Annotated in this window: 25 protein-coding genes; 19 read left to right on the forward strand and 6 right to left on the reverse strand. The window is 64.0% G+C overall.

Annotation, left to right across the window (positions count from 1 at the left end; all coding sequences use genetic code 11):
• Positions 1–47 precede the first annotated feature (47 nt).
• From miaB to trmB, 8 genes are all read left to right on the forward strand, one after another.
• Positions 48–1,445: a tRNA (N6-isopentenyl adenosine(37)-C2)-methylthiotransferase MiaB gene (miaB, locus tag P6U23_RS00165; RefSeq protein ID WP_407177632.1), complete on the forward strand. Its 1,398-nt coding sequence runs from the start codon at positions 48–50 to the stop codon at positions 1,443–1,445.
• Between the two features lie 65 nt (positions 1,446–1,510).
• On the forward strand, positions 1,511–2,506 hold the full coding sequence (locus tag P6U23_RS00170; protein WP_407177633.1) for a PhoH family protein: 996 nt from the start codon (positions 1,511–1,513) through the stop codon (positions 2,504–2,506).
• A 66-nt stretch (positions 2,507–2,572) separates the two neighbouring features.
• Positions 2,573–3,082 (forward strand): rRNA maturation RNase YbeY, encoded by a 510-nt coding sequence (gene ybeY / locus P6U23_RS00175; RefSeq protein WP_407177634.1) that lies wholly within the window; start codon positions 2,573–2,575, stop codon positions 3,080–3,082.
• 1 nt (position 3,083) lies between these two features.
• Positions 3,084–4,202 (forward strand): hemolysin family protein, encoded by a 1,119-nt coding sequence (locus P6U23_RS00180; protein WP_407177635.1) that lies wholly within the window; start codon positions 3,084–3,086, stop codon positions 4,200–4,202.
• The gene (gene lnt / locus P6U23_RS00185; RefSeq protein WP_407177636.1) at positions 4,199–5,815 is read left to right on the forward strand and encodes an apolipoprotein N-acyltransferase; all 1,617 of its coding nucleotides are present in this window, start codon (positions 4,199–4,201) and stop codon (positions 5,813–5,815) included. Before P6U23_RS00180 ends, lnt begins: the two co-directional genes overlap by 4 nt.
• A gap of 249 nt (positions 5,816–6,064) precedes the next feature.
• Positions 6,065–6,481 carry a helix-turn-helix domain-containing protein gene (locus P6U23_RS00190; RefSeq protein ID WP_407177637.1) on the forward strand — a complete coding sequence of 139 codons (417 nt, stop codon included), beginning with the start codon at positions 6,065–6,067 and terminating at the stop codon, positions 6,479–6,481.
• Positions 6,482–6,637: 156 nt separating this feature from the next.
• Positions 6,638–7,768 (forward strand): M20 family metallopeptidase, encoded by a 1,131-nt coding sequence (locus P6U23_RS00195; protein WP_407181732.1) that lies wholly within the window; start codon positions 6,638–6,640, stop codon positions 7,766–7,768.
• Positions 7,765–8,484 (forward strand): tRNA (guanosine(46)-N7)-methyltransferase TrmB, encoded by a 720-nt coding sequence (gene trmB / locus P6U23_RS00200; RefSeq protein ID WP_407177638.1) that lies wholly within the window; start codon positions 7,765–7,767, stop codon positions 8,482–8,484. Before P6U23_RS00195 ends, trmB begins: the two co-directional genes overlap by 4 nt.
• 103 nt (positions 8,485–8,587) lie before the next feature.
• On the opposite strand, the gene P6U23_RS00205 is transcribed toward trmB, so the two are convergent.
• Positions 8,588–9,673, reverse strand: a complete 1,086-nt coding sequence (locus tag P6U23_RS00205; protein ID WP_407177639.1) for a DUF2336 domain-containing protein — start codon at positions 9,671–9,673, stop codon at positions 8,588–8,590.
• Between the two features lie 397 nt (positions 9,674–10,070).
• On the opposite strand from P6U23_RS00205, the gene rimP reads away from it, so the two are divergent.
• The 8 genes from rimP (at position 10,071) to pnp (ending at position 20,549) form a co-directional block, all read left to right on the forward strand.
• The gene (gene rimP, locus P6U23_RS00210) at positions 10,071–10,820 is read left to right on the forward strand and encodes a ribosome maturation factor RimP (protein WP_407177640.1); all 750 of its coding nucleotides are present in this window, start codon (positions 10,071–10,073) and stop codon (positions 10,818–10,820) included.
• Between the two features lie 3 nt (positions 10,821–10,823).
• Positions 10,824–12,434, forward strand: a complete 1,611-nt coding sequence (gene nusA / locus P6U23_RS00215) for a transcription termination factor NusA (protein ID WP_407177641.1) — start codon at positions 10,824–10,826, stop codon at positions 12,432–12,434.
• A gap of 23 nt (positions 12,435–12,457) precedes the next feature.
• A complete protein-coding gene (locus P6U23_RS00220; RefSeq protein WP_407177642.1) occupies positions 12,458–13,156 on the forward strand; it encodes an RNA-binding protein in 699 nt (232 codons plus the stop codon).
• A 73-nt stretch (positions 13,157–13,229) separates the two neighbouring features.
• Complete coding sequence (gene infB / locus P6U23_RS00225) at positions 13,230–15,950, forward strand: translation initiation factor IF-2 (protein WP_407177643.1); 2,721 nt, start codon at positions 13,230–13,232, stop codon at positions 15,948–15,950.
• Positions 15,951–16,087: 137 nt separating this feature from the next.
• Positions 16,088–16,507 (forward strand): 30S ribosome-binding factor RbfA, encoded by a 420-nt coding sequence (gene rbfA, locus P6U23_RS00230; RefSeq protein WP_024509593.1) that lies wholly within the window; start codon positions 16,088–16,090, stop codon positions 16,505–16,507.
• The gene (truB, locus tag P6U23_RS00235; protein WP_407177644.1) at positions 16,504–17,610 is read left to right on the forward strand and encodes a tRNA pseudouridine(55) synthase TruB; all 1,107 of its coding nucleotides are present in this window, start codon (positions 16,504–16,506) and stop codon (positions 17,608–17,610) included. The genes rbfA and truB overlap by 4 nt, the downstream gene beginning before the upstream one ends.
• A gap of 2 nt (positions 17,611–17,612) precedes the next feature.
• Complete coding sequence (rpsO, locus tag P6U23_RS00240; protein WP_407177645.1) at positions 17,613–17,882, forward strand: 30S ribosomal protein S15; 270 nt, start codon at positions 17,613–17,615, stop codon at positions 17,880–17,882.
• 489 nt (positions 17,883–18,371) lie between these two features.
• On the forward strand, positions 18,372–20,549 hold the full coding sequence (pnp, locus tag P6U23_RS00245; protein WP_407177646.1) for a polyribonucleotide nucleotidyltransferase: 2,178 nt from the start codon (positions 18,372–18,374) through the stop codon (positions 20,547–20,549).
• A 35-nt stretch (positions 20,550–20,584) separates the two neighbouring features.
• Here pnp and P6U23_RS00250 read toward each other — a convergent pair whose 3' ends face one another.
• On the reverse strand, positions 20,585–20,743 hold the full coding sequence (locus P6U23_RS00250; RefSeq protein ID WP_407177647.1) for a hypothetical protein: 159 nt from the start codon (positions 20,741–20,743) through the stop codon (positions 20,585–20,587).
• Between the two features lie 52 nt (positions 20,744–20,795).
• On the opposite strand from P6U23_RS00250, the gene P6U23_RS00255 reads away from it, so the two are divergent.
• Both P6U23_RS00255 and P6U23_RS00260 read left to right on the forward strand, forming a co-directional pair.
• On the forward strand, positions 20,796–21,260 hold the full coding sequence (locus tag P6U23_RS00255) for a GNAT family N-acetyltransferase (protein ID WP_407177648.1): 465 nt from the start codon (positions 20,796–20,798) through the stop codon (positions 21,258–21,260).
• A complete protein-coding gene (locus P6U23_RS00260; RefSeq protein WP_407177649.1) occupies positions 21,257–21,856 on the forward strand; it encodes a glutathione S-transferase family protein in 600 nt (199 codons plus the stop codon). Before P6U23_RS00255 ends, P6U23_RS00260 begins: the two co-directional genes overlap by 4 nt.
• Before the next feature lie 114 nt (positions 21,857–21,970).
• Here the strand turns inward: P6U23_RS00260 and fabI are convergent, their stop codons facing one another.
• From fabI to fabA, 3 genes are all read right to left on the reverse strand, one after another.
• Positions 21,971–22,771 (reverse strand): enoyl-ACP reductase FabI, encoded by an 801-nt coding sequence (gene fabI, locus P6U23_RS00265; protein ID WP_407177650.1) that lies wholly within the window; start codon positions 22,769–22,771, stop codon positions 21,971–21,973.
• 129 nt (positions 22,772–22,900) lie between these two features.
• A complete protein-coding gene (gene fabB / locus P6U23_RS00270; RefSeq protein ID WP_407177651.1) occupies positions 22,901–24,124 on the reverse strand; it encodes a beta-ketoacyl-ACP synthase I in 1,224 nt (407 codons plus the stop codon).
• 59 nt (positions 24,125–24,183) lie between these two features.
• Complete coding sequence (gene fabA / locus P6U23_RS00275; protein ID WP_407177652.1) at positions 24,184–24,705, reverse strand: 3-hydroxyacyl-[acyl-carrier-protein] dehydratase FabA; 522 nt, start codon at positions 24,703–24,705, stop codon at positions 24,184–24,186.
• A 352-nt stretch (positions 24,706–25,057) separates the two neighbouring features.
• Between fabA and irrA the strand changes: the two genes are divergently transcribed.
• Complete coding sequence (irrA, locus tag P6U23_RS00280; RefSeq protein WP_407177653.1) at positions 25,058–25,549, forward strand: iron response transcriptional regulator IrrA; 492 nt, start codon at positions 25,058–25,060, stop codon at positions 25,547–25,549.
• Between the two features lie 139 nt (positions 25,550–25,688).
• On the opposite strand, the gene P6U23_RS00285 is transcribed toward irrA, so the two are convergent.
• Positions 25,689–26,216 (reverse strand): SH3 domain-containing protein, encoded by a 528-nt coding sequence (locus tag P6U23_RS00285; protein ID WP_407177654.1) that lies wholly within the window; start codon positions 26,214–26,216, stop codon positions 25,689–25,691.
• Positions 26,217–26,406 lie beyond the last annotated feature (190 nt).

Consider the following 26,406-nt stretch of genomic DNA (forward strand, 5'->3'; position numbering starts at 1 on the left):
TCATGTTTTAGACCAGCGCGCGCCGTGCCGACACTTAAACAGGGTTCATGAGTCCGAAGCGCAAACTCCACATCAAGTCCTATGGCTGTCAGATGAACGTCTACGATGCCCAGCGCATGGTGGATACGCTGGCATCCGAGGGCTATGTCGAGACCGACAACGCCGATGATGCGGATCTCGTAATCCTCAACACCTGTCACATCCGGGAAAAGGCTTCCGAGAAGGTCTACTCCGAACTGGGCCGGTTGCGCGTCGCCAAGCAGGAAGCCGCTCGCGAGGGGCGCGAGATGCGCATCGCGGTTGCCGGCTGCGTCCCGCAAGCCGAAGGCGACGAGATCGTCCGCCGCGCGCCGGCCGTCGATATCGTGGTCGGGCCGCAGAGCTATCATCACTTGCCGCAGCTCATCGCCCGCGCGAGCAGCGAAGGCCGCGCGACCGAGACCGAGTTTCCGGCCGAGGACAAATTTTCCTTTTTGCCGCAGCCTGCGCCCAGCGCGATCCGCGCGCGCGGAATTTCCGCCTTCGTGACCGTGCAGGAGGGCTGCGACAAGTTCTGTACCTTCTGCGTCGTGCCCTATACGCGGGGTGCGGAAGTATCGCGTCCGGTCGAGAAGATTGTCGATGACGTCAAGCGGCTCGCCGACAACGGGGTGCGCGAGATCACGCTGATCGGCCAGAACGTCAACGCCTATCACGGCGAAGGACCGGACGGGACGAGTTGGAGCCTCGGCAAGCTGCTATATCGGCTTGCCGACATTCCTGGCATCGCACGGCTGCGCTATTCGACCAGCCACCCCCGCGATGTCGACGACAGCCTGATCGAGGCCCATCGCGACGTGCCGGCGCTGATGCCGTTCGTGCATCTGCCGGTGCAATCCGGTTCCGACCGGATTTTGGTCGCGATGAACCGTAAACATACCGTGCGGGATTATTGCGAAACCATTGAACGTTTTCGGCGGGCCCGCCAAGATATTGCTTTTTCATCGGATTTCATCGTCGGCTTCCCCGGCGAGAAGGCGCAAGATTTTTCCGCCACCCTCGCGCTTGTCACGCAAATCGGGTACGCTGCCGCCTATTCGTTCAAATATTCGCCGCGGCCCGGCACGCCGGCGGCGGAGATGCAGGAGACGGTGTCGACGGCTGAGATGGACGAGCGTTTGGCGCGGCTTCAGGACCTGATCAACAGCCAGCAATCGGCCTTCAACGCGGCGGCGATCGGCACCACCATGGACGTGCTCTTCGAGAGCCCCGCGCGCAATCCCGGGCAGATCGTCGGACGCAGCCCCTATCTGCAGCCGGTCCATGTCATGGCACCGCACGGCATCATCGGCCAGGTGCTGCCGGTGCGGATCGAAAAGCTTGAGCGCTTCAGCCTGTTTGGCACGCTTGCCAGCCCCCTATCCGACGTTCGGCCCGCGCCTTCTCAAATGACCATTGGAGCCTGAAACCCTTGCCAAAAAGCGCATCGGATTCGTCTTCGCTCGCTCCCAGCCGCAAATTTGACCGCGACATGCAGATTCCGCCCGAGACGCAGGTCGTCATCGACTTCGACGACAACCGCGCCGTCTCCGCGCTGGTCGGCCCTTACGGCCAGAACCTGGCGCAGATCGAACGCCGGCTCGGCATTGTCGTCGATTCCCGGGGCAACCACATCACCATCGCGGGCTCCCGCGATGGCTGCGACGCCGGCCGCCGTGTGCTCGAGGCGCTCTATGCCCAGGCCGTGCAAGGCCACGATCTCGATCAGGGCGAGGTCGAAGGCGCGATCCGCGCCGTGATCGCGCAAGGTTCGCTGTTCGAATATGACGCCAAGGCCGCCAAGAGCGCGTTCGAGATCATCAACTTGCGCAAGCGCCCGGTGCGGGCACGCACCGCCGCGCAGGACTCCTACATCCGCGCGCTCAAGCGTCATGAGTTGGTGTTCGGGATCGGTCCTGCCGGCACCGGCAAGACCTGGCTTGCCGTCGCCCATGCCGCACAATTGTTCGAGCGCAAGGAGGTCGATCGCATCATCCTGTCCCGGCCCGCGGTGGAAGCCGGCGAGCGGCTCGGGTTCCTGCCGGGCGATCTGCGCGAAAAGGTCGATCCCTACCTGCGCCCGATCTATGACGCCTTGTACGATGTGATGGATGCGCGGATCGTGGAACGCGCGCTGCAGACCGGCGAGATCGAAATCGCGCCGCTTGCCTTCATGCGCGGTCGCACGCTGACCAACGCCGCGATCATTCTGGACGAGGCACAGAACACCACGTCCATGCAGATGAAGATGTTCCTGACCCGGCTCGGCGAGAACAGCCATATGATCGTCACCGGCGATCCCTCCCAGGTCGACCTGCCGAATGGGCAGACCTCGGGTCTCGCCGAGGCCACGAGGCTGCTCAATGGCGTCGAGGGGATCGCACAGGTGAGGTTCACGGCGGACGATGTGATCCGCCACGAATTGGTGGCGCGGATCGTCGCGGCCTATGAAGCCTCGCCCGAAAAGCAGGCGGCCAATCAGATGTGATGGAAGGATCGCGCTGCGCCCGAAGGCGATCTTCGGCCGAAGAGATATTCCGCTCAACCCACTGACATGCCGAACCCAGTCCACCCCATCACCGAAGTCGTTATCGCCGCCGAAGGCTGGCAGAGCGAGCCGGATGCAGAGAGGATCGTCCAGCGCGCGATCGAGGCGGCCGCCTCCGCGTCCGACGCCGACGTCGGCAACGCCGAGCTCGCGGTGATGCTGACCGATGATGAGCGTATTCGCACGCTCAACAAGGATTTCCGAGGTATCGACAAGCCGACCAACGTGCTGTCGTTTCCGGCGCCCGAGATCGGCGGCGCGGACGGCGAGGATGATGCGCCGCGCAGCCTCGGCGACATCGCGATCGCCTATGAGACGGTACGGCGCGAAGCCGACGAAGAGGGCAAACCGTTCGCCGATCACTTGAGCCACCTCGCGGTGCATGGGTTTCTGCATCTGATCGGCTACGATCACGAAACGGACGACGACGCCGAGGAAATGGAAGCCCTGGAGACCGAGGTTCTGGCGCAACTCGGGATTCCCGACCCCTATACGGAACGGGAACGGATGGACTGAGATGCCGGACTCCGAACCGATCCACGACAATCCGCGCAACACGCGCAACCTGCCGGCCGTCGTTCCTGCGAACGAACTCGGCCGCCCCGCCACGGACAACTGGTTCATCCGCGCCATCCGCACCCTGTTCGGCTGGAAACCGGGATCCGTGCGCGACGATCTGCAGGTGGTGCTCGAGGCCGCCGCGCCCGACGATGTCGGCTTCACCGCCGTCGAGCGCACCATGCTGCGCAACATCCTGTCCCTGCATGAGCGGCGCATCGCCGATGTCATGGTGCACCGCGCCGACATCATCGCGGTCAAGCGCGACATCCAGCTCGGCGAGTTGATGGACCGGTTCGAAAGCGCGGGTCATTCGCGCCTCGTCGTCTACAACGAAACACTCGACGATCCCGAGGGCATGGTCCACATCCGCGATCTCTTGGCCTTCATGACCGCGAAGGCCCGCGTCCGCGATCCGGCCAAGACCCGGCGGAAAAAGCCCTTCCCCGCCGGCCTCGACCTGCGTTCGGTCGATCTCGCGATGCCGCTCGCGGATGCCAACATCATCCGCAAGCTGTTATACGTGCCGCCCTCGATGCGCGCGATCGACCTGCTCGCGCAGATGCAGGCTTCGCGCATCCATCTCGCGCTCGTGGTCGACGAATATGGCGGAACCGACGGGCTGGTCTCGATTGAGGACATCGTCGAGCAGATCGTTGGCGAGATCGACGACGAGCACGACAGCGACGAGCCGCCCTCGATCGTGCGGCAGCCGGACAATTCCTTCATCGCCGACGCACGCGCGAGTCTCGAGGATGTCCGCTCGGTGATCGGCGAAGAGTTTGTACCCGGCGAAGCCGGTGAAGAGGTGCAAACGTTGGGAGGCTATCTCGTGAGCCATGTCGGCCGCCTGCCGGTGCGCGGCGAGGTCATCTCCGGTCCCGGCAATTTCGAGGTCGAGGTGCTCGATGCCGATCCGCGCCGCGTGAAACGGCTGCGCATCACCACGCGCAAAGAGCGCCCCGCCTCGCGAACGCAGCGCGAAAGCCGCCGCCGCGAAGCCGCGCCCGACGCCGGTTCGCCCCAGGCCAACGACAACTCCCCGCCAGCTCCCGGTGACGGAGCCGGCCCCCAGTGAGCGTTTCCGACAAATTGCGCGCCGCGGCGCTGTCGGTCATTCTGTCCTGGGGCTGGAAGCGCGCGCTCATCGCCTTTGCCGCAGGGGCGCTCTCGGATCTTGCCATGGCGCCGTTCAACGCCTGGCCGGTGCTGTTCGTGACCTTTCCCGTGGCGGTCTGGCTGATCGACGGGGCCGCCGCCGGCCGCGCGCAAGGGCTGCCGGCAGCGGCGCTGGCGGGCTTTTGGTTCGGTCTGGGCTATTTCGTGCCGGGCCTCTACTGGATCGGCGATGCCTTCCTGGTGGACGCCGCGACCTTTGCCTGGCTGATGCCGTTCGCGGTGCTGGGCCTGCCCGCTTATCTCGCGCTGTTTTCGGCATTCGGCTTTGCCCTCGCGCGCCTGGTCTGGACCAAGGATGGATCGCGGGTGGTGGCGCTTGCCGCCAGTCTCACCATCGCGGAATGGCTGCGCGGGCACCTGCTGACCGGCTTCCCCTGGAATGCGTTTGGCTATGCGCTGACCGAGCCGCTGGCGCTCGCGCAAACGGCTTCGCTGATCGGCATCTGGGGCATGACCTTCCTGACCGTGCTGATCTTTGCCGCGCCCGCCGTACTGATCGACCGCACGGCCCGCGCGCGCGCCTCGTGGACGGCGCCCGTCGCGGCTGTGGTGCTCTTAATCGCGATGGGCGCGTTCGGCGCCGTCCGCCTGGCGATGCACCCGACCAGGATGGTTGCGAACGTCAAGCTCAGGCTCATGCAGCCCAACCTGCAGCAGGACGAGAAATTCAATTATTCCGCCAAGGCGGCGGTGATGAAGAAATATCTCGCACTGTCCGATCGCGCCACTGGACCGAACGCCACGGGCGTGCGCGATGCAACCATTTTGATCTGGCCCGAATCCGCCTTTCCGTTCTTCCTGACGCGCGAGGCGGACGCGATGGCGCAGATCGCCGATCTCTTGTCGAGCGGCCCGAACACGGTGCTGATCACCGGGGCCGTGCGCGCGCCCGACGATCTGCCGCCAGGCGTGCGCGTCACGCGGGCCTACAATTCGATCTACGTGATCGACCATGACGGCGGCGTGCTCTCCATCTATGACAAGTTGCATCTTGTACCATTCGGTGAGTACCTGCCGTTCCAGGACTGGATGGAACGGCTCGGCTTCGAGCAACTCACCCGGGTTCAGGGCGGGTTCATTCCGGGCACCGTGCGCCACACCCTGAAGATCCCGAATGCCCCGCCGGCCCTTCCTTTGATCTGTTATGAAGCGATCTTTCCCTCCGCCGTCGCAACCGCCGACGGGCGTCCTGGCTGGATGGTCAATCTGACCAATGACGGCTGGTTCGGCATCACGACCGGTCCCCACCAGCATTTGCAGCAGGCGCGGCTGCGCGCCATCGAGCAGGGCCTGCCGCTGGTGCGCGCGGCCAATACTGGAATTTCCGCCGTAATCGATCCGGTGGGACGCGTGGTTGCGCAGCTTCCCCTCGGCATCGAGGGCGTCCTGGATTCGGCCCTGCCGGCGGCGATCGTACCGACCGTTTACACGCGCGTGGGCGATAGTCCTGCCGCGATTTTTGTCGCTCTCGCCCTCATCTTCGTCATTCGTCGCCGGCTCTCGCGCGGCTGACGCTTGCATCCTGTTGCTGATTGTTGCTGGAGTTCTGCGCTATCAAGAATTTTTGCAACCGGCGTGCTCCACCAGTTGACAGATCGGCATGGCTCTTCGCATTTTCTGGCACACGAAAAGTCAGGTCACTGTCAGGTTCTCCGCATCACCCCCCGATCTCCCCGCAAGGTTTGACGGTGCTGGCGCCTGTGGCCCATTTGTTTTCGCTTGCCTCGCCGGTTCAGGCCTGATCGCATAGGAGCATCGGAGATGTCGACCAAAGCACCGAACCCTGTTGACAAATATGTCGGCAGTCGGGTGCGGATGCGCCGTATCATGCTGGGAATGAGCCAGGAAAAGCTTGGCGAAGCCCTAGGGCTCACGTTCCAGCAGATACAGAAGTACGAGAAAGGCACCAACCGGGTGGGCGCGAGCCGCATCCAGCAGATTGCGGAAGTGCTGCAGGTCCCGGTCTCGTTCCTGTTCGAAGGCGGGCCAAGCAGCAAAGGCGGCAGCGAGGCCTTTACGGACGGAGCTTCGCCGACTTATGTGTCCGATTTCCTCGCCACCTCCGAAGGGCTGGCGCTGACCCGGGCCTTCACGCGTATCGCCGACTCGAAACTCCGGCGCAGCATTGTCGATCTGGTCGAACAGATCGCCGCGCAAGAGGCAACCGAGAAGGGCTAGAGAGCATGATCCGCCCCGCAGGGCCGCGGTAGCTAACGAACCGGGACGCATTTGCGCGGCGATCATGCTCGAGCAAAGACATCAGCTTTAGGTTTGAGCCAGCGTGAAATCTGGCCTATGTCGTGAGAGGCTTGATCCTCCTCACAGGGCCGCATGATGCTCGAAGTTTCCAATCCCTTTGACGCCTTGACCATCCTTGCCGGCATCCGCCGCTGGGTGGAAATCGAGACGCCGACCGATGCGCCCGCAGAGGTCAACCGGCTGGCGATGCTGGTCGCCGAAGGTTATCGCGATCTGCCCGCACGGGTCGAACGCATTCCGGGGCAGAGCGGCTGCGGCGATCATCTGGTGGCGCGATCGTCCTGGGGCCAGGACGCGCCGGGCATTCTGGTGCTGAGCCATCTCGACACCGTTCATCCCATCGGCTTCATCGAGCGCCTGCCGTTTCGAATAGAGGGCGACAGCGCGTTCGGGCCCGGCATCTACGACATGAAAGGCGGCGCCTATCTCGCCTATCATGCCTTCCGGCAGCTTTGCTTGAGCGGTGAACATTCCGGCCTCGGTATTACCCACCTCTTCGTCTCCGACGAGGAAATCGGCAGCCCGACGTCACGCCGGCTGATCGAGGCCGAGGGAGAAAAGGCCAAATACGTGCTGGTGACGGAGCCCGCGCGCGACGGCGGCAAGATCGTCACGGCTCGCAAGGGCGTCGGACGCTTCGAAATCTTCATCAAGGGCGTGCCCGCGCATGCCGGCGCGCGTCCGGAGGACGGCCGCAGCGCCATCCGTGAACTCGCCAATGTTATCGCGACGCTGGAGTCGATGAACGATCTGCAGCGCGGCATCACCGTCAATGTCGGTGTCGTACGCGGCGGCACCCGCCCGAACGTGGTGGCGGAAGACGCCTATGCCGAGGTCGATCTGCGCGTACCAACCATGGCCGACGCCGACGATCTCGTGTCGAAGATCCTCGATCTGAAATCGCGCAGCGAAGGCGTCAGCGTCACGGTCACCGGCGACTTGAACCGGCCGCCTTACGAGAAAAGCAATGCGGGCGCGGCGTTGTTCGAGCATGCCAAGCAGCTCGCCGCCGAAATCGGCTTCGAGCTTGTCGACACCGTCACTGGCGGCGGCTCCGACGGCAATTTCACGGCCGCGCACACTGCGACGCTTGACGGGCTCGGCGTCGACGGCAAGGGTGCGCACACCCACTACGAACAGCTTTACATCTCCTCGATCGAACCGCGGGCACGGCTGCTGCACCGCCTGTTCCAGACGCTGCGATGAGCGCGGCGGAACGCGATTTCCCGCATCGGGAGGGCGCGCGGCAGTCGGGCTCGTTTTTCGGCCGCCGCAAGGGACACAAGCTCCGCGCCCATCAGACCGAGCTGATCGAACATCTCTTGCCTCGCCTTGCGATCGATATCGCAGAGGCGCCGCCTGGCGATGTCGCGAGCCTGTTTGATCCGCGCGCCGATCAGGTCCGGCTCGAGATCGGCTTCGGCGGCGGTGAGCATCTGGTCGCCGAGGCGCAAGAATTTCCGAGCTTCGGATTCATCGGCTGCGAGCCTTACGTCAACGGCATGGCCAAGATCCTGGCCCAGATCGAAGCCACCAACGTCCGCAACATCCGCCTGCTCGCCGGCGATGCGGCCGAGCTGTTGGCCTGGCTGCCGCCGCGCTCGCTGTCGCGCATCGACCTCATTCATCCCGATCCCTGGCCGAAGCGGCGACACTGGAAGCGGCGTTTCGTCCAGGATGCAACGGTGGCAGCGATGGCACGTGTCCTAAAAGCGGGCGGCGAGTTTCGTTTCGTCAGCGACATCGACGATTACGCCGCCTGGACGCTGTCACATCTGTTGCGTTCGCCCGATTTCGAATGGTTGGCCGAGCGCGCCGATGACTGGCGCTTGCCATGGGCAGGATTCATCATGACGCGCTACGGCCGCAAGGCCGAACGCGAGGGACGCAAGGCGACTTATTTGCGATTTCGGCGCATCTGAGCGTTGCGCGATGGAAGATTGCAGCAGGCTCGTCGTGCCCGGGCTCGACCCGGGCATAACGGAGCGAGTATGCTGTCGCATCGCCCCGGAATGACGGCCCACCTCACACCGGCTGCTGCATCTTCCAGAAACTCACGACGCGGTCCGCGGTCGACGGCATCAGGCGCGCGAAATTGACCCGCGCGGCCTCGATATCCGCCGGCGCGGGGATTCGGTTTGGGCCGAGCCGCAGCAGAATCAGCGCGCGCACGGTCGCCCATTGCAGCCCGACGGTTTTGCCGATGATCAGGATCGGGTCGTGGCGGTCGCCCGAGATCAGCCGGTCCAGGGTCGGGATGCTCACGCCCGACATTGCGGCGAGCGCAGCGACCGACTCTTCGTAAGCGTACTGCTTGGCAAAGCCGAGCAGCGCCGCCTCATTGAGCTGGCCAGCCTCGTGCAGCGCCAGGATCGTGCGGTGAGCCGGGACGAAATCGCGTGTGGCCTTCTCGAACTGCTCCGGGCGACCGAGAATCTCGCTCAGCGCCTGCCTGATCGCAACCTGCCTGTCGGGCTTGACGACGTCGAACAGGCGACGGCGGATGACGTCCAGCGACCCCGCCAGCAACTCCTTCAGGCGCTGCTCCGGCAGATCGTCGCGCTGGCCGACCGTCAACGTCAGCACGGCATCGCGGGCGGCCCGCTTGGTCAGTTCGACAAAGCCCTTCTCGGAAAACACCGCGCCGGCATTGCCCGCGGTACGGCGCACCACATCGCGGTCGCCTCGACGCACCATGACGTCGGTCAGGTCGGCCGAGAGCCTATGGCGCTCCGCCATGGCCAACAAATGGCCCTGGCCCTTCAACCGAGCGACTTCGAGCAGGACCTCCTCATCGAGCACAGGCGAGCGGCGCAACACCGGTGCCGCCACCAGGATTTCGTTCTCCCGCGCAAACTGGCCGACAAGGCTGCGCGGCGCATTGCCCAGCAGCGAGAAGCGCTCGGAGAGCTCGGCGCGCACGACCGTTTCCACATAGGGAACGAGGTCGATCAGGATGTCGTCGAACAGGTCGACGTGGCTCGGACGCAGCCGGGCGGCGTCCCGAAAGAACAGCTCGGCGATCCGGCGCGCAACCTCCGCGCGCCGCTCAGGATTGCCATGCCTGACGATGTCATCGAGTCCCGGAATCAGCGACGCAGCGGCTAACATCAAACCTGCTCGGAACGCATCCGGACCCCACGCAACGCAAGCCACCTCCGTCCCGTTGCGCGGGGCGGGCTTGGTCGACAATTTAGGTTTGGTTGGTGAAGGAAGGGTTAGGCCGGAAGCGGCTGGCCAGCACTCCAAATTCGTCGCGACGCCCGCCCGCCGACCCTTGTCGAACGCCCGAAATATCGCTATATCGGGCTCAACTTAGAGTTCTCACATACGGACAGCGTATTGAGGGTGGGCTCCCCCGGGAACCCGCTCTTTTTTATTACCTGAAGCCGCGCGGCGCCGATACGGATGCCGGCCGAGCTTTGAGGTAAGCGCTGCCGGTCCGGACTTCGGGCAAGCGGAAAGTCCGGCCCAACCAATGCAAAGCTAACTCGTTTTGACGCTGGATATGATCGATCTGACCGCCGCTCGAGAGGATGCCGACCTCCTGGCCGAACCGCGCCTGGTCGTCGAATCCGGCGTGGCGGCACGGGTCGCGGCGATTGCCGGCCCGGTGCTGCAGGGCATGGGCTATCGGCTGGTGCGCACCAGGGTCACTGGTGAGGCCGGCTGCACGGTCCAGATCATGGCGGAACGGCCCGATGGTTCGATGCAGATCGAGGATTGCGAGGCGGTGTCGCGGGCGCTGTCGCCGGTGCTCGACATCGCCGATCCCATCGAGCGCGCCTACCGGCTCGAAATTTCCTCGCCGGGAATCGACCGGCCGCTGGTGCGCCGCTCCGATTTCGAACGCTTCCGTACCCATCTCGTGAAAATCGAGATGGCGGTCGCGCATGAGGGCCGCAAGCGGTTCCGCGGCACGATCGACGGCGTCGAAGGCGATTGCGTGCGCCTGCATCGGGATGACACGCCGGCGGACGAAGATGCCGATGTGCTCCTGAGAATGGAAGACATCGCGGATGCCCGGCTGGTGCTCACCGATGAGCTGATCGCCGAATCGATGCGGCGCGGCAAGGCCGCCGAACGCGAGCTGAAACGTAATCTTGGGCTCGAGCCTCCGATGCCGGAATACGCCAAGAAACAGGCCGATAAGGCCGCGCCGAAACAGAAGAAGCCCGCGCCAAAGAACACAAAGCAACACCGCCTCGCAGCCGAAAGGGCGCGCAGAGGCGAGACCGATCCTGAGAGAGGAGATTGAACCATGGCAGTCAGTGCCAACCGACTTGAACTGCTGCAGATCGCCGACGCGGTGGCGCGGGAGAAGTCGATCGACCGCGGCATCGTGATTTCCGCGATGGAAGACGCGATCGCCAAGGCCGCCCGCGCCCGCTACGGCAGCGAGACCGACGTGCACGCCGAGATCGATCCGAAGAAGGGCGAGCTCCGCCTGTCGCGTCATATGCTGGTGGTCGACAAGGTCGAAAACTCGGCCAACCAGATTTCGCTGGAAGACGCCCGCCGCGCCAATCCGGGCGCCCAGATCGGCGACACCATCGCCGACACGCTGCCGCCGCTCGAATATGGCCGCATCGCCGCGCAATCGGCCAAGCAGGTCATCGTGCAGAAGGTACGCGAGGCCGAGCGCGACCGCCAGTACCAGGAATTCAAGGACCGCATCGGCGACATCGTCAACGGCATCGTCAAGCGCGTCGAATATGGCAGCGTGATCGTCGATCTCGGCCGCGGCGAAGGCATCATCCGGCGCGATGAAATGCTGCCGCGCGAGGTGTTCCGCAACGGCGACCGCGTCCGCGCCTATATTTTCGACGTGCGGCGCGAGACCCGCGGTCCGCAGATCTTCCTCTCGCGCACCCATCCGCAGTTCATGGCCAAGCTGTTCGCGCAGGAAGTGCCGGAGATCTATGACGGCATCGTCGAGATCAAGGCGGTGGCTCGCGACCCCGGCTCGCGCGCCAAGATCGGCGTGATCTCGCGCGATTCCTCGGTCGATCCCGTCGGCGCCTGCGTCGGTATGCGCGGTTCGCGCGTGCAGGCCGTGGTCAACGAGCTGCAGGGCGAGAAGATCGACATCATTCCCTGGTCGCCCGACATCGCGACCTTCGTGGTCAATGCCCTGGCGCCCGCCGAGGTCGCCAAGGTCGTCATTGACGAGGACCGCGAGCGGATCGAAGTCGTGGTTCCCGATACGAACAACCAGTTGTCGCTCGCGATCGGCCGGCGCGGCCAGAACGTGCGGCTCGCCTCTCAGCTCACCGGCTGGGACATCGACATTCTGACCGAGCAGGAGGAATCGGAGCGCCGCCAGGCCGATTTCGAGAACTCCACGCGCGTGTTCATGGAGTCGCTCAATGTCGACGAAGTGGTCGGCCAGCTCCTGGCTTCGGAAGGATTCACCTCGGTCGAGGAACTGGCGCTGGTGGACGTCAAGGAACTCGCCGGCATCGAGGGCTTCGACGAGGAGACCGCAACCGAGCTGCAAAACCGCGCCAAGGAATATCTCGAGCAGCAGGAGGCCGAGCTCGAAACCAAGCGCAAGGAACTGGGCGTCGAGGACGCGCTCAAGAGCGTGCCCGGCGTGACCTCGAAAATGCTGGTGAAGTTCGGCGAGAACGACATCAAGACGGTCGAGGATCTGGCCGGCTGCGCCACCGATGATCTGGTCGGCTGGACCGAGCGCAAGGATGGCGGCGAACAGGCCAAGCATGCCGGCGCGCTCGACGGCATCGACATCTCTCGTGACGATGCGGAACAGCTCATCATGCAGGCCCGCGTCAAAGCGGGGTGGATCACCGAGGCCGATCTCGCCAAGCAGACCGCCGCACCCGAAGCCGCCGACGCGGCGACGGCGTAAGGTCTCGAAGAGATGGCCCGCGCATGCTCGCATCAATCGACCCCGAGCTCGACTTTGGACCGCGGACTGAAAAGTCCGCGACCATGCGAATGTGCGCGGTCAGCCGCGAGGTCCGCCCCATCGACGAGCTGATCCGCTTTGTCGTTGCGCCCACCGGCGAGGTGGTCGCGGATGTGAAACGCAAGCTCCCGGGCCGCGGCCTGTGGGTCAGCGCGTCGCGCCGGACGGTTGCGGAAGCGGTTCGCCGTCACCAATTTAGAAGGGGGTTCAAGCGGGACGTTCGCGTCTCGCCGGCGCTCGCCGACGAAACCGAAGCCCTGCTTGTCCGCAGTGCCATCGAGGCGCTTGCGATCGCTGCCAAGGCTGGCCAGGTCGTCTGCGGTTTCGCCAAGGTCGAAAGCGCGCTGAGGGACCGCCGCATCAGGAACACGGTCCAGGCGCTGATTCATGCCGCGGACGGCGCGCCCGACGGAATCCGCAAGCTGGACGCGCTTCTGAGGCAAAATGCCGGGAATAATACCGAGCCGGAAGGGTTTCCGACCATCACCGCCTTAACTTCGGCAGAATTGGATTTGGCACTCACCCGGTCAAATGTGATACATGCTGCCCTGCTCGCGGGCCCGGCGAGCAAGACATTCCTGTCGCGCAGCCAGACCTTGGTCCGATACCGGATGGCCGACGCGGACAAGACTGCCGGAACCGGGACCAAGAATTCGGACTAGCATTCGAAATAGCGACGACTTGCGGTAAAGACGGTGCGTCTTTCGCACCAGGTAACGAGATTAGGACGACTGAATGGCCGATAAGAATACGCCTGGCGACAAGAAACTGAGTATGCCCAGCAAGACCTTGACGCTGAAGCCGCGGGTCGAGACGGGCACCGTGCGCCAGAGCTTCCCCCATGGCCGGAGCAAGCAGGTCGTGGTCGAAAAGCGCGGTAAGCGCCGTATTGGCGGCGACGCGCCGGTCGAGGCCACGCACGCGCCCGAGCCGGCGGCTCCAAAGGCGCCGCCGCCGAGGGCTCCGATGCCAGGTGGCCGTGCCGGCGCGGGCCCGCAGCAGCCACGCAATACGTCCGGGGTCGTGCTTCGCACGTTGACCGAGGACGAGCACGCCGCGCGGGCCCATGCGCTCGCCGACGCAAAGCTTCGCGAGATCGAAGAGCGCCGCCAGGCCGAAGAGGAAGCCAAGCGGCGCGCCGCGCGCGAGGCCGCCGAGAAGGCCGAGCGTGAGGCTGCCGAGGCCCGCCGCAAGGCCGAGGAAGAACGTCACCGTCAGGAAGAGGAAGCCAAGCGCAAGGCGGAAACCGAAGCCAAGAAGCGGTTTGGCGAGGCCGAGGCTCCCCGCGCGCCGGCCCCTGCTGCCGCTGCCCCGCAGCCCGCGATGGCCCGCACCCCCGCAGGCGCGACCGCGCCTGCCGCCCGCACGCCCGCGGGAGCGCCCGCCGCCCGGACGCCCGCAGCGACACCGGCGGCCCGCGGACCTGCGCCTGTCCGCGCGGCCCCTGCCGTCGCCGCCGAGGCCGACGAGGACGAGGGACCGCGTCAGGTCCGTCGGGGCCCAGGGGGCGCCATGCGCCCGGTGGCAGCACCCAAGACAACGCACAAGCCTTCGCCGCAGAAGCAGCGCGGCCGCCTGACCGTCGTCACTGCTCTCGATGCGGACGACGTGCGCGAGCGCTCGATCGCCTCGTTCCGCCGCCGCACCCAGCGTCTGAAGGGGCACGCGTCGAACGAGCCCAAGGAGAAGCTGGTTCGTGAGGTGACGATTCCGGAGGCCATCACCATCCAGGAACTCGCCAACCGCATGTCGGAGCGCGCGGTCGATGTCATCCGCCTGCTGATGAAGCAGGGTGCGATGCACAAGATCACCGACGTGATCGACGCCGACACCGCGCAGCTCATCGCCGAGGAGTTGGGTCACACCGTCAAGCGTGTGGCCGCCTCCGACGTCGAGGAAGGCCTGTTCGACGTCGTCGACGATTCCACCGACACCGAACCGCGTTCGCCGGTGGTGACCGTGATGGGTCACGTCGACCACGGCAAGACCTCGCTGCTCGATGCGCTGCGCCAGACCAACGTGGTGTCAGGCGAAGCCGGCGGCATCACCCAGCACATCGGCGCCTATCAGGTGACGACGCCGGAGACCGGCAAGAAGATCACCTTCATCGATACGCCCGGCCACGCCGCATTCACCGCGATGCGCGCCCGCGGCGCCAAGGTGACCGATATCGTAGTGCTGGTGGTCGCCGCCGACGACGGCGTGATGCCGCAGACGGTGGAAGCGATCAACCACGCCAAGGCGGCGAGGGTTCCCATCATCGTCGCCATCAACAAGATCGACAAGCTGGAGGCGAGGCCCGACCGCGTGCGAACCGAATTACTGCAGCACGAGGTGCAGGTGGAATCGCTCGGCGGCGACGTCGTCGATGTCGAGGTGTCCGCCAAGAACAAGACCAATCTCGATCGGCTGCTCGAAATGATCGTGCTGCAGGCCGAAATCCTCGACCTGAAGACCAACTCGCATCGCCCGGCCGAAGGCACCGTGATCGAGGCGAAGCTCGACCGCGGCCGCGGTCCTGTCGCGACCGTGCTGGTCCAACGCGGCACGCTGCACGTCGGCGACATCATCGTGGCCGGCGCCGAGATGGGCCGTGTTCGCGCGCTGATCTCCGATCAGGGCGAGACCGTCCAGGAGGCAGGTCCGTCGGTGCCGGTCGAAGTGCTCGGCTTCAACGGTCCGCCGGAAGCCGGCGATCGCCTGGCCGTGGTCGAGAATGAAGCCCGCGCCCGCCAGATCACGAGCTACCGCGCGCATCAGAAGCGCGAGAACGCGGCGGCTTCGATTTCCGGCATGCGCGGCTCGCTCGAGCAGATGATGTCGCAGCTCAAGACGTCGGGCCGCAAGGAATTCCCGCTCGTCGTCAAGGCCGACGTGCAGGGCTCGCTCGAAGCCATCCTCGGTTCGCTGGAGAAGCTCGGCACCGACGAGGTCGCCGCGCGCATCCTGCATGCGGGCGTCGGCGGAATCTCCGAATCCGACGTGACGCTGGCGGAAGGCTTCAATGCCGCGATCATCGGCTTCAACGTGCGCGCCAACAAGGAAGCGGCGGCATCCGCGAAGCGGAACGGCATCGAAATCCGCTACTACAACATCATCTACGACCTTGTGGATGACGTGAAGAAGGCCATGAGCGGCCTGCTTGCGCCCACATTGCGCGAGACCATGCTCGGCAATGCGCAGATCCTGGAGATCTTCAACATCTCCAAGGTCGGCAAGGTGGCGGGCTGCCGGGTCACCGACGGTACCGTGGAACGCGGCGCCAACGTCCGGCTGATCCGCGACAACGTCGTGGTGCACGAAGGCAAGCTGTCGACGCTGAAACGCTTCAAGGATGAAGTGAAGGAAGTGCAGGCCGGCCAGGAATGCGGTATGGCGTTCGAGAGCTATCACGACATGCGTGTCGGCGACGTGATCGAATGTTATCGCGTGGAGACCATCCAGCGCTCGCTGTAAGTCCAAGCCTTACGAAGCGCTTGAAGTCTCGTTCGTCATTGCCGGGCTTGACCCGCAATGCATCCGCCGCAGGCGGACTCTTGAAATGATTTGATGGATGCCCGGGTCAAGCCCGGGCATGACAAGGTCAATTTTCCATGCCCCGTCCTCACCAGAAGCGAAGCTCGACATCAGGCGCTTCGCAGCGCCAACTGCGAGTCGGCGAAGCCGTGCGCCACGCTGTTGCCGATATTCTTCAGCAGGGTCACGCGCACGATCCGGACCTTGAGGGCCACATCATTACGGTGCCTGAGGTCCGGATGTCGCCGGACCTGAAGCTTGCAACCATTTATGTCATGCCACTCGGCGGACGCGACACGGACATTGTGCTCGCGGCGCTCGATCGCAACAAGAAATTCCTACGCGGCGAAGTCGCTCGGCGCGTTAACTTAAAATTTGCTCCCGATATCCGCTTTCGCGTCGACGATCGATTCGACGAAGCGGAACGGATCGAGAAATTACTGAGAACGCCTGCGGTGCAAAGAGACCTCGCACCCGATTCGGACAAAGATCAATGAGCGTGACCCCCGCCAAGGGCGCAATCGGCTCCCAAATGGAGGCCGATTCGCGCGACGATGAGAAAAATATTTTCGCCGAGCTGCGGAGCAATGAGCCACGCGGCCACAATGATCCGCGCGCCAGGAAGCAGCAGCAGAACAACCAGCCGCGTCGCGACAAGCGCGACATCCATGGCTGGGTCGTGCTCGACAAGCCGATCGGCATGACGTCGACACAGGCCGTTGCGGTGGTGAAGCGCCTGTTCCAGGCCAAGCGTGCAGGCCATGCCGGCACGCTCGATCCGCTGGCCTCAGGCGGCCTGCCGATCGCGCTCGGTGAGGCGACCAAGACCGTGCCCTTCGTGATGGACGGCCGCAAACGCTATCGCTTCACCGTGCGCTGGGGCGAGGAACGCGACACCGACGACACCGAGGGCCAGGTCGTCAAGACCAGCGATATCAGGCCGGCGCCGGAGGCCGTCGAAGCGCTGCTGCCGCAATTCACCGGGCTGATCGAGCAGATTCCGCCGCGCTATTCCGCGATCAAGGTCCAGGGCGAGCGGGCCTACGATCTGGCGCGCGACGGCGAGATCGTGGAGCTGGCGCCCCGGCCGGTCGAGATTCACCAGTTAACGCTCCTTGGCCAGCCCGATCGCGACCATTCCCTGTTCGAGGCCGAATGCGGCAAAGGAACCTATGTGCGGGCCCTGGCCCGCGATATCGGCCGGATTCTGGGCTGTTTCGGCCATATCTCGGCCCTGCGGCGAACCGTGGTCGGACCTTTCGGCGAAAACGACATGATTCCGCTGGAACAGTTGGAGGCTTTATGCAATAGAGCCGCGTCGGGCGAGGGAAGCCTCGCCGATGCGCTTTTGCCCGTTGAGACCGCGCTGGACGACATCCCGGCACTGGCCGTCACTCGGGCTGATGCGGCAAGGCTCCACAGGGGCCAGGCCGTTTTGTTGCGCGGACGGGATGCGCCCAGTTGTAGCGGCACAGTCTATGTCACGGTGGCAGGCCGGCTTCTCGCGCTTGCCGAAGTCGGCAATGGCGAAATCATCCCCAAGCGTGTGTTCAACCTGACCGGGCTGACTGCGAGCTCCGGTCGCAACGAAAGAGTTTGACGATGTCGATTACCGCCGAACGCAAAGCGGAAGTCATCAAGGCAAGTGCCACCAAGGCCGGCGATACGGGCTCGCCGGAGGTCCAGGTCGCGATCCTGTCGGAGCGCATCAACAACCTGACCGAACATTTCAAGACCCACGTGAAAGACAATCATTCGCGCCGGGGCCTCTTGAAGCTCGTCTCCACGCGCCGCTCGTTGCTCGACTACTTAAGAAAGACCGACGAGGCGCGTTACAAGGCGCTGCTCGAAAAGCACAACATTCGTCGTTGAGCTTGTTTGGAAGTGCACGCGCGCAGGATTGCGCGCGTTTTTGCATGATTTTTTCGGCAGCCACACATGGCGTTCGAAAGAATCATCGTACGCAGGAGCATGATCCGGAAAGGCCAACCCGGTACTTGGTCGGGGTGGTCACGATTTTCCAAACGGATCATGCTCGCGTGATGAGCATGATCCGGACCGGAAGGCCGCGTAGCAAGGTGGCGGCCGGTTTTCCAGGACAACCATGCTCCGAAGAAGGCGGGCGGAATGGCATTTTGATGAAGCCGTTGCGCTCGAGGTGCGGCCAGCAGCAATTCGGCGGCTGGACGTAACGGGCGAGGTGCCCGTGAGAATCCGAAAGGATGGACGCCATCCGAAAGATGACAACCATGGCAGGATCGCCGGACGCTGACCTCTTGCCGTCAGCGTCCCGCCATCTTGCGCATGGTTTTTGTGTTTTGGGGCGGCCGTTCTTTCGTAAACCGATGAAAGAAGACCTCTATGTTCAATATTCATTCCGTCGAAATCGACTGGGGAGGACGTCCCCTCAAGCTTGAAACCGGAAAGATCGCCCGGCAGGCCGACGGTGCCGTCGTCGCGAGCTATGGCGAGACCGTGGTGCTCGCCACCGTTGTTGCTGCCAAGGCGCCGCGCGAGGGCGTCGATTTCCTCCCCCTGACCGTCGACTATCAGGAGAAGGCCTATGCCGCGGGCCGCATTCCCGGCGGCTATTTCAAGCGCGAGGGACGGCCGACCGAGAAGGAAACGCTGGTTTCCCGCCTGATCGATCGTCCGATCCGCCCGCTATTCGTCGATGGCTGGCGCAACGAGACCCAGGTGATCGTCACCACGCTCTCGCATGACATGGAAAACGATCCCGACGTGGTGGCGATGGTCGCGGCCTCCGCCGCGCTGACGCTATCGGGCGTGCCGTTCAAGGGCCCCATCGGCGCGGCGCGCGTCGGCTTCGTCAACGACGAATACGTGCTGAACCCGACGCTCGACGAGATGGCCGATACCCAGCTCGATCTCGTCGTCGCCGGCACCACCGATGCCGTGCTGATGGTGGAATCGGAAGCCAAGGAGCTCAACGAGGACATCATGCTCGGCGCCGTGATGTTCGGCCACCGCCACTTCCAGCCGGTGATCAATGCGATCATTGATCTCGCGGAGAAGGCCGCCAAGGAGCCGCGCGAGGTCCAGGCCATCGACGATAGCGAGCTGGAGAAGGAAATGCTCGGCGTGATCGAGCAGGACCTGCGCCAGGCCTATGCCATTGCAGTGAAGCAGGACCGCTACGCCGCGGTTGCCGCCGCCAAGGACAAGGTGATGGCGCACTTCTTCCCGGAAGGGCAGGAGCCGAAATACGACAAGCTGCGGGTCGCCGACGTCTTCAAGAATCTCGAAGCCAAGATCGTGCGCTGGAACATTCTCGACACTGGCCGCCGCATCGACGGCCGCGACGTCAAGACCGTGCGCAACATCACCTGCGAGGTCGGCGTTCTGCCGCGCGCCCACGGCTCGGCGCTGTTCACCCGCGGCGAGACGCAGGCACTGGTGGTGACCACGCTCGGCACCGCCGAGGACGAGCAGTTCGTCGATGCGCTGTCGGGAACGTACAAGGAGACGTTCCTGCTGCACTACAACTTCCCGCCCTTCTCGGTCGGCGAGACCGGGCGCCTCGGCGGCACCAAGCGGCGCGAAATCGGCCACGGCAAGCTCGCCTGGCGCGCGATCCATCCCGTGCTGCCGCCGCATCACGAGTTTCCCTACACGGTGCGTGTGGTCTCGGAAATCACCGAGTCCAACGGCTCCTCGTCGATGGCGACCGTCTGCGGCTCGTCGCTGGCACTGATGGATGCCGGCGTGCCGTTGAAGCGGCCGACCGCGGGCATCGCGATGGGCTTGATCCTCGAGGACAGCCGCTACGCCGTGCTGTCGGACATTCTCGGCGACGAGGACCATCTCGGCGACATGGACTTTAAGGTCGCGGGCACCGAGACCGGCGTCACCTCGCTGCAGATGGACATCAAGATCGAGGGCATCACCGAGGAGATCATGCGGGTGGCGCTCGGCCAGGCGCGCGAGGGCCGCATGCACATCCTCGGCGAAATGGCCAAGGCGCTCACCGCCGCGCGTGCCGAGCTCGGCGAATACGCGCCGCGCATCGAGACCTTCAAGATTCCGACCGACAAGATCCGCGAGGTGATCGGCACCGGCGGCAAGGTGATCCGCGAAATCGTGGAAAAGACCGGCGCCAAGATCAACATCGAGGACGACGGCACCGTGAAGGTCGCTTCCAACGATGGCGAGGCGATGAAGGCCGCGATCAAGTGGATCAAGTCGATCACCTCGGAGCCGGAAGTCGGCCAGATCTACGACGGCACGGTCGTCAAGGTGATGGAGTTCGGCGCGTTCGTGAACTTCTTCGGTTCCAAGGACGGCCTCGTTCACATCAGCCAGCTCGCGGACAAGCGCGTGCAGAAGACCACCGACGTCGTCAAGGAAGGCGACAAGGTCAAGGTCAAGCTGCTCGGCTTCGATGATCGCGGCAAGACCAGGCTGTCGATGAAGGCGGTCGACCAGACCACCGGCGAGGATCTGGAAGCCAAGCAGAAGGCCGAAGAGGCCAAGCAAAAGGCCGAGGCCGCGCCGCCGCGCGAAGCCGCCGGCGAGTAAGGCTTGTTGCGACGGGATAAGAAAAGGGCGGCTGTTCAGCCGCCCTTTTTTGTTTCCCGCTCGGATGTCATCGTCCGCGAAAACGGACGATCCAGTGTTCCGGAGACCGGATTGATATGCGGATGCGCCGCGGCGTACTGGATCCCCGCATGCGCGGGCATGACGAGCGGAGTGCGTTCTTCGCGTTGCGCCATGCGGGACAGCCATTTCGGGCTGCGCTATGCTGCCGCCTCGAGGAATGCCTGCATGACATCGCCGATCATTCGCCCCGCGCGATCCGATGAATATGACCAAGTGGCCCGCGTCTGGATGGAGAGCTGGGTTTCCACCGGACTTGCCGAGCCAAGCGGTTTTCTGCTCGCGAATCTGCGCGCACGCATTCCCAGGGAGATCGAAAAGGGCTGGACCCTGTTCGTCGCCGATGACGACGGCGCGCTCGCGGCCATGCTGGCGCTGCATCTGCCGAAGCTCTATCTCGACCAGCTCATGGTGGCGCCGGCCTATCAGGGGCGCTCGCTGGGGCGGCAACTGCTCGCCTTCACGCGAACGCAATTGCCGGACGAGATTTATCTGCGCTGCGTCCGCGAAAACGAAAAAGCCTGGCGCTGGTATGAGCGCGAAGGATTTGTCTTCGAAATGGAAGCTGTTGAGCCGATGACGGGCTTCATGATGAAGCACTATCGCTGGAAAAGGGAGGGAAACGCAACATGATGCAGCTCTACTGGTCGCCCCGCTCGCGCTCGTTCACGGCGCTCTGGCTGATGGAGGAAACCGGCAAGCCCTACGAGCGCGTGCTGACGGACATTTCCACCGGCGCCCAGAAAAGGGTCGAATATCTCGCGATCAACCCGATGGGCAAGGTACCGGCATTGAAAGACGGCGACACCGCCGTCGCGGAGTCGGCTGCGATCTGCGCCTATGTGGCCGAACGCTATCCCGACGCCAGGCTGGCGCCGCCGGTCGGTGATCCCTTGCGCGGCAAATATCTGCAATGGCTGTTCTTCGCGCCTGGCTGCATCGAACCTGCGATGGTGCAGATCGCAACCAAGCTCGAGATGAACCCGGTTGCGGCCGGCTGGGGCGATGCACAACGTGTATTCGACGTGGTCGACGCCGCGCTCGAGAAAGGCCCGTGGATTCTCGGCGACAATTTTTCCGCTGCCGACATCGCGATCGGCTCGGCGCTGAATTTTTCCGTGCGGCTGTTCAAGATGGTGCCATCGCGCCCGTCATTCGACGCCTATCTCGCGCGCTGCGTCGCGCGCCCGGCGTTCCAACGCGCCGAGAAGATCGCGGCGGGCTCTTAAGAGCCGAAGCGGCTTGTAGGGTGGGCAAAGGCGCGCATGCGCCGTGCCCACCATCACGCGGCGAAGCCCGGGCTGGTGGGCACCCTTGCGCTTTGCCCCCACAACGCTCCTGCCTTATTGCGTCTTTAAATCCTCCGGGCGCGGCATCGAGATCACGTTGTAGCCGGAATCGACATAGTGAATCTCGCCGGTCACGCCACCGGACAGCTCTGAGAGCAGATACAGCGCCGAGCCGCCGAGCTCGTCGAGCGAGACGCCGCGACCGAGCGGCGAGTGCTTTTGCTGGAAAGCGAACATGGTGCGCGCGTCGCCAATGCCGGAACCTGCAAGCGTGCGCACGGGACCGGCTGAGATCGCATTGACGCGGATGCCGCGTGCGCCGAAATCGGCGGCGAGATAGCGCACCGACGCCTCCAGCGCCGCTTTCGCCACGCCCATCACGTTATAATTCGGCATCACGCGCACCGAGCCGCCGAATGTCAACGTGACCATCGCGCCGCCGGACGGCGGCATCAGGTCGGCCGCACGCTTGGCGAGCTCGGTAAAGGAAAAGCAGGAGATCAGCATGGTGCGCGAGAAATTCTCGCGCGTGGTGTCGGCGTAACGGCCCTTCAGCTCGTTCTTGTCGGAGAAGGCGATGGCATGCACCAGAAAATCGAGGCCACCCCATTTGTCGCGCAAGGACTGGAAAACCGAATCGACACTCTCGAGGTTTTCGACGTCGCAGGGCAGGACAAGGTCGACATTGAGCGACTCCGCCAATGGCCGGACCCGCTTGCCCAACGCCTCGCCCTGATAGGTGAAGGCGAGCTCCGCGCCGGCGCCCGCGAGCGTCTTGGCAATGCCCCAGGCGATCGAATGATCATTGGCGATGCCCATGATCAGACCGCGCTTGCCCTTCATCAGATTCTGCATCGCCTCTCTCCCTCGTCATGCCCTGGCTTGGCCTGGGCATCCACGTAGATCATCCGCACGCTAAGACGTAGATGGCCGGGACGAGCCCGGCCATGACGACAAATGTAGCTCTCCATGTCATGGAGAAGATTACGCATCCAGCCGCTTGAACACCAGCGTGGCGTTGGTGCCGCCGAAGCCGAACGAGTTCGACAGCACCGTGCCGAGCTTGGCGTTGTCGATGCGCTTGCGCACGATCGGCATGTCGGCAAAAACAGGATCGAGTTCGCTGATGTGGGCGCTTTCGCAGATGAAGCCGTTGTTCATCATCAGAAGCGAATAGATCGCCTCCTGCACGCCGGTGGCGCCGAGCGAATGCCCCGTGAGCGCCTTGGTCGCGGAGATCGGCGGACACTTCTCGCCGGTGCCGAACACCCTGCGGATCGCGTCGATCTCCGGCGGATCGCCGGCCGGCGTCGAGGTTGCGTGCGGGTTGATGTAGTCGACCTTGGTCTTCACGGTCGAGAGCGCCTGTCGCATGCAGCGCTCGGCGCCCTCGCCCGACGGCGCGACCATGTCATAGCCATCGGACGTGGCACCGTAACCGACGATCTCGGCATAGATGCGCGCTCCGCGCGCTTTCGCATGCTCGAGCTCCTCGAGCACGACGACGCCGGCGCCGCCGGCGATCACGAAGCCGTCGCGGTTGATATCGTAGGGCCGCGAAGCCGTGGCAGGCGTATCGTTGTACTTCGACGACATCGCCCCCATCGCGTCGAACAGCACGGACAAGGTCCAGTCGAGCTCCTCGCAGCCGCCCGCGAAGATGACGTCCTGCTTGCCCCACTGGATGGTCTCGTACGCATTGCCGATGCAATGGTTGGAGGTCGCGCAGGCGGAAGAGATCGAATAGTTGACGCCCTTGATCTTGAACCAGGTGGCGAGCGTCGCGGACGCCGTCGACGACATCGCCTTCGGCACCGCAAAAGGCCCGACCTTCTTCGGTCCCTTGCTTCGAGTGATATCGGCGGCCTCCACGATGGTGCGCGCCGAAGGGCCACCCGAGCCCATGATGATGCCGGTGCGCTCGTTCGAGATTTCGGTGGGCCCCAGGCCCGAGTCCTGGATCGCCTGCTCCATGGCGATGTGATTCCAGGCGGCGCCCTGGCCCAAGAACCGCATCGCGCGGCGATCGATCACGCCTGAAGGGTCGAGCGTCGGCGCACCTTGCACCTGCGAACGGAAGCCAAGTTCCGCATACTTCTCAGCCCGCGTAATTCCCGACTTCGCGTCGTAGAGGCTCGCAAGCACTTCCTGGGTGTTGTTTCCGATGGATGAGACAATGCCCATCCCCGTGATGACAACCCGCCTCATGTTCGCCTCGCCTGCCGTTATGCCCTTAAGTCCCTGTTCAACGTTTCCCGGTTCAACGTTCAGCCCGGCGCGGTGCCCTGCTTGAACAGTCCGACCTTCAAATCCTTGGCGCGATAGATAATCTGGCCGTCCACGGAAAGCCACCCGTCGGCGATCCCCAGCACCAGCTTTGAGCGCATCACGCGCTTAATGTCGACGTTGTACACAACCTTCCGCGCGTCCGGCAGCACCTGGCCGCCGAACTTCAATTCACTCAAGCCCAGCGCGCGGCCGCGCCCCTCGCCGCCGACCCAACCGAGATAGAAGCCGACCATCTGCCACAGCGCATCGAGACCGAGGCAGCCCGGCATGACGGGGTCGTTCTTGAAATGGCAGCCGAAGAACCAGAGGTCCGGCTTGACGTCGAGTTCGGCCCGCACCAAGCCTTTGCCGAACTCACCGCCGGTATCGCTGATCTCGGTGATGCGGTCGAACATCAGCATTGGCGGCAGCGGTAATTGTGCATTGCCCGGCCCAAACATCTCGCCGCGGGCGCAGGCCAGCAAATCCTCATATTCGTAACCGGAGCGCCGTTGCAGCATGCTAGGTCGCCTCTCCTCTAAAATCCTCGATCGAGCAGTTTTCCGCGAAACGGACCCCAAATCGCGTGGCAAGCGCACCGGATCGTCGCTTTAACCGGTGCATCTACCTCAGAGTGTCACGACACACTCATACACGCCTGCGCCGATATCGGTGATCGGGTCCGCGCGCTCTCTAACACAGGCTCCGCGGAGGGCAAAGCTCGGCGACACCAGCTAAATCGCCGCATCGGGCTTATAGTTCCGAAAGGCGGGGCAGGCCGGCTCTAGTTGCGAAAAACTTGCATCTGGCGAATTTCCTTCTTATATTGCTAGGCCATAGTCTGAACTCTCCAGCCCGGTGCCTGACGTGGAAATGAACGAAAAGGCGGCGCGTTTGAACGACGAGACCGCTCCTCTCGCGGCCCCAGAGAAGGGCCGGCAGCCGGCTTTGAACGGCTGCCCTTGGCACGATGTTAACGAAATGCTGCAGTCGGCGGGCCTGCGCCCGACGCGACAGCGCATGGCGCTCGGATGGCTGCTGTTCGGCAAGGGCGCCCGGCACCTCACTGCAGAAATGCTGTACGAGGAGGCGACGCTCGCGAAAGTGCCGGTGTCGCTCGCGACCGTCTACAACACACTCAATCAGCTCACCGATGCCGGCCTGCTGCGTCAGGTCAGCGTGGACGGCACCAAGACTTATTTCGATACCAACGTCACCGCCCATCACCACTTCTATCTCGAGCACAATCACGAGCTGGTCGACATTCCCGACCCGCATTTGGCGCTGTCGAAAATACCGGACGTGCCCGACGGCTACGAGATCTCGCGCATCGACATGGTGGTACGCCTGCGCAAGAGGCGCTGAGACGCCTTTGCTACCGGTTATATCGGCATAGCTTTCACACCGTCATTCCGGGATGGTCCGAAAGGACCAGATCCGGAATCTCGAGATTCCCGGTTCGATGCTTGCGCATCGCCCCGGAATGACGCGCTTTAAGCGCGCGTCAGTTCACATGCTCGTCGGCATAAACGCCCCACAGCCGCTGCTGCTCGATCCAGCCGTCAAAGCCATTACCGGCGATGTGGCACCAGTGCGAATCGCATTTCTTGACCTGGGCGATAACGCCGGCCTGCAGGCGCGCAGTCACGTCGCTCGCCATGTCGGCGCTCTCGTGCAGCGCGGCGAGATCATCCTTGTGCTTCATGGTGACGACCGCCGTGCGGCGCCCGGATAGCAGCGAGTGATAGACCCAGCCCTCGGAACCTTCGGAGTCCCGCACGCGCCGCCAATTCTCGAACTCCGCCGTGACTTCAACCGGCAGCCCTGCGCGCGTGTAGACCCAGGCGACGTCATTGTCCTTGGTTGGGCCGGCGCGGACATTCACATGGTCGGATTTCAGGCTGACATAGCGCGGAACGGGCAGCCCGCTCGTGGTGACAATCGTATCCTTCGCCGAAAAACCTGTCGTGACCGAAGCCCCGAGCCAACCGCCAACGAGCACCGCGACCAAACAGAAACGCCCCAACGCCATTCCACTCGCTCCTGCCGAGATTCGCGCAATTCAATTCTTGCGAGCTGAATTGCAGCAATCTGCGCCAGATCCCCTTAAGTCCCCGCCGACGGCCCAGGCTAACGCAGGCCTCTCCCCGCGCGCGGGGTTCTTGTCTTGGCCCCGCCTTCTGCTAGAGAGGACGGAACACCTTAGCGCCAAGACGCGCCCG

Source organism: Bradyrhizobium sp. STM 3562 (genome assembly GCF_045571435.1).
Taxonomy (GTDB): domain Bacteria; phylum Pseudomonadota; class Alphaproteobacteria; order Rhizobiales; family Xanthobacteraceae; genus Bradyrhizobium.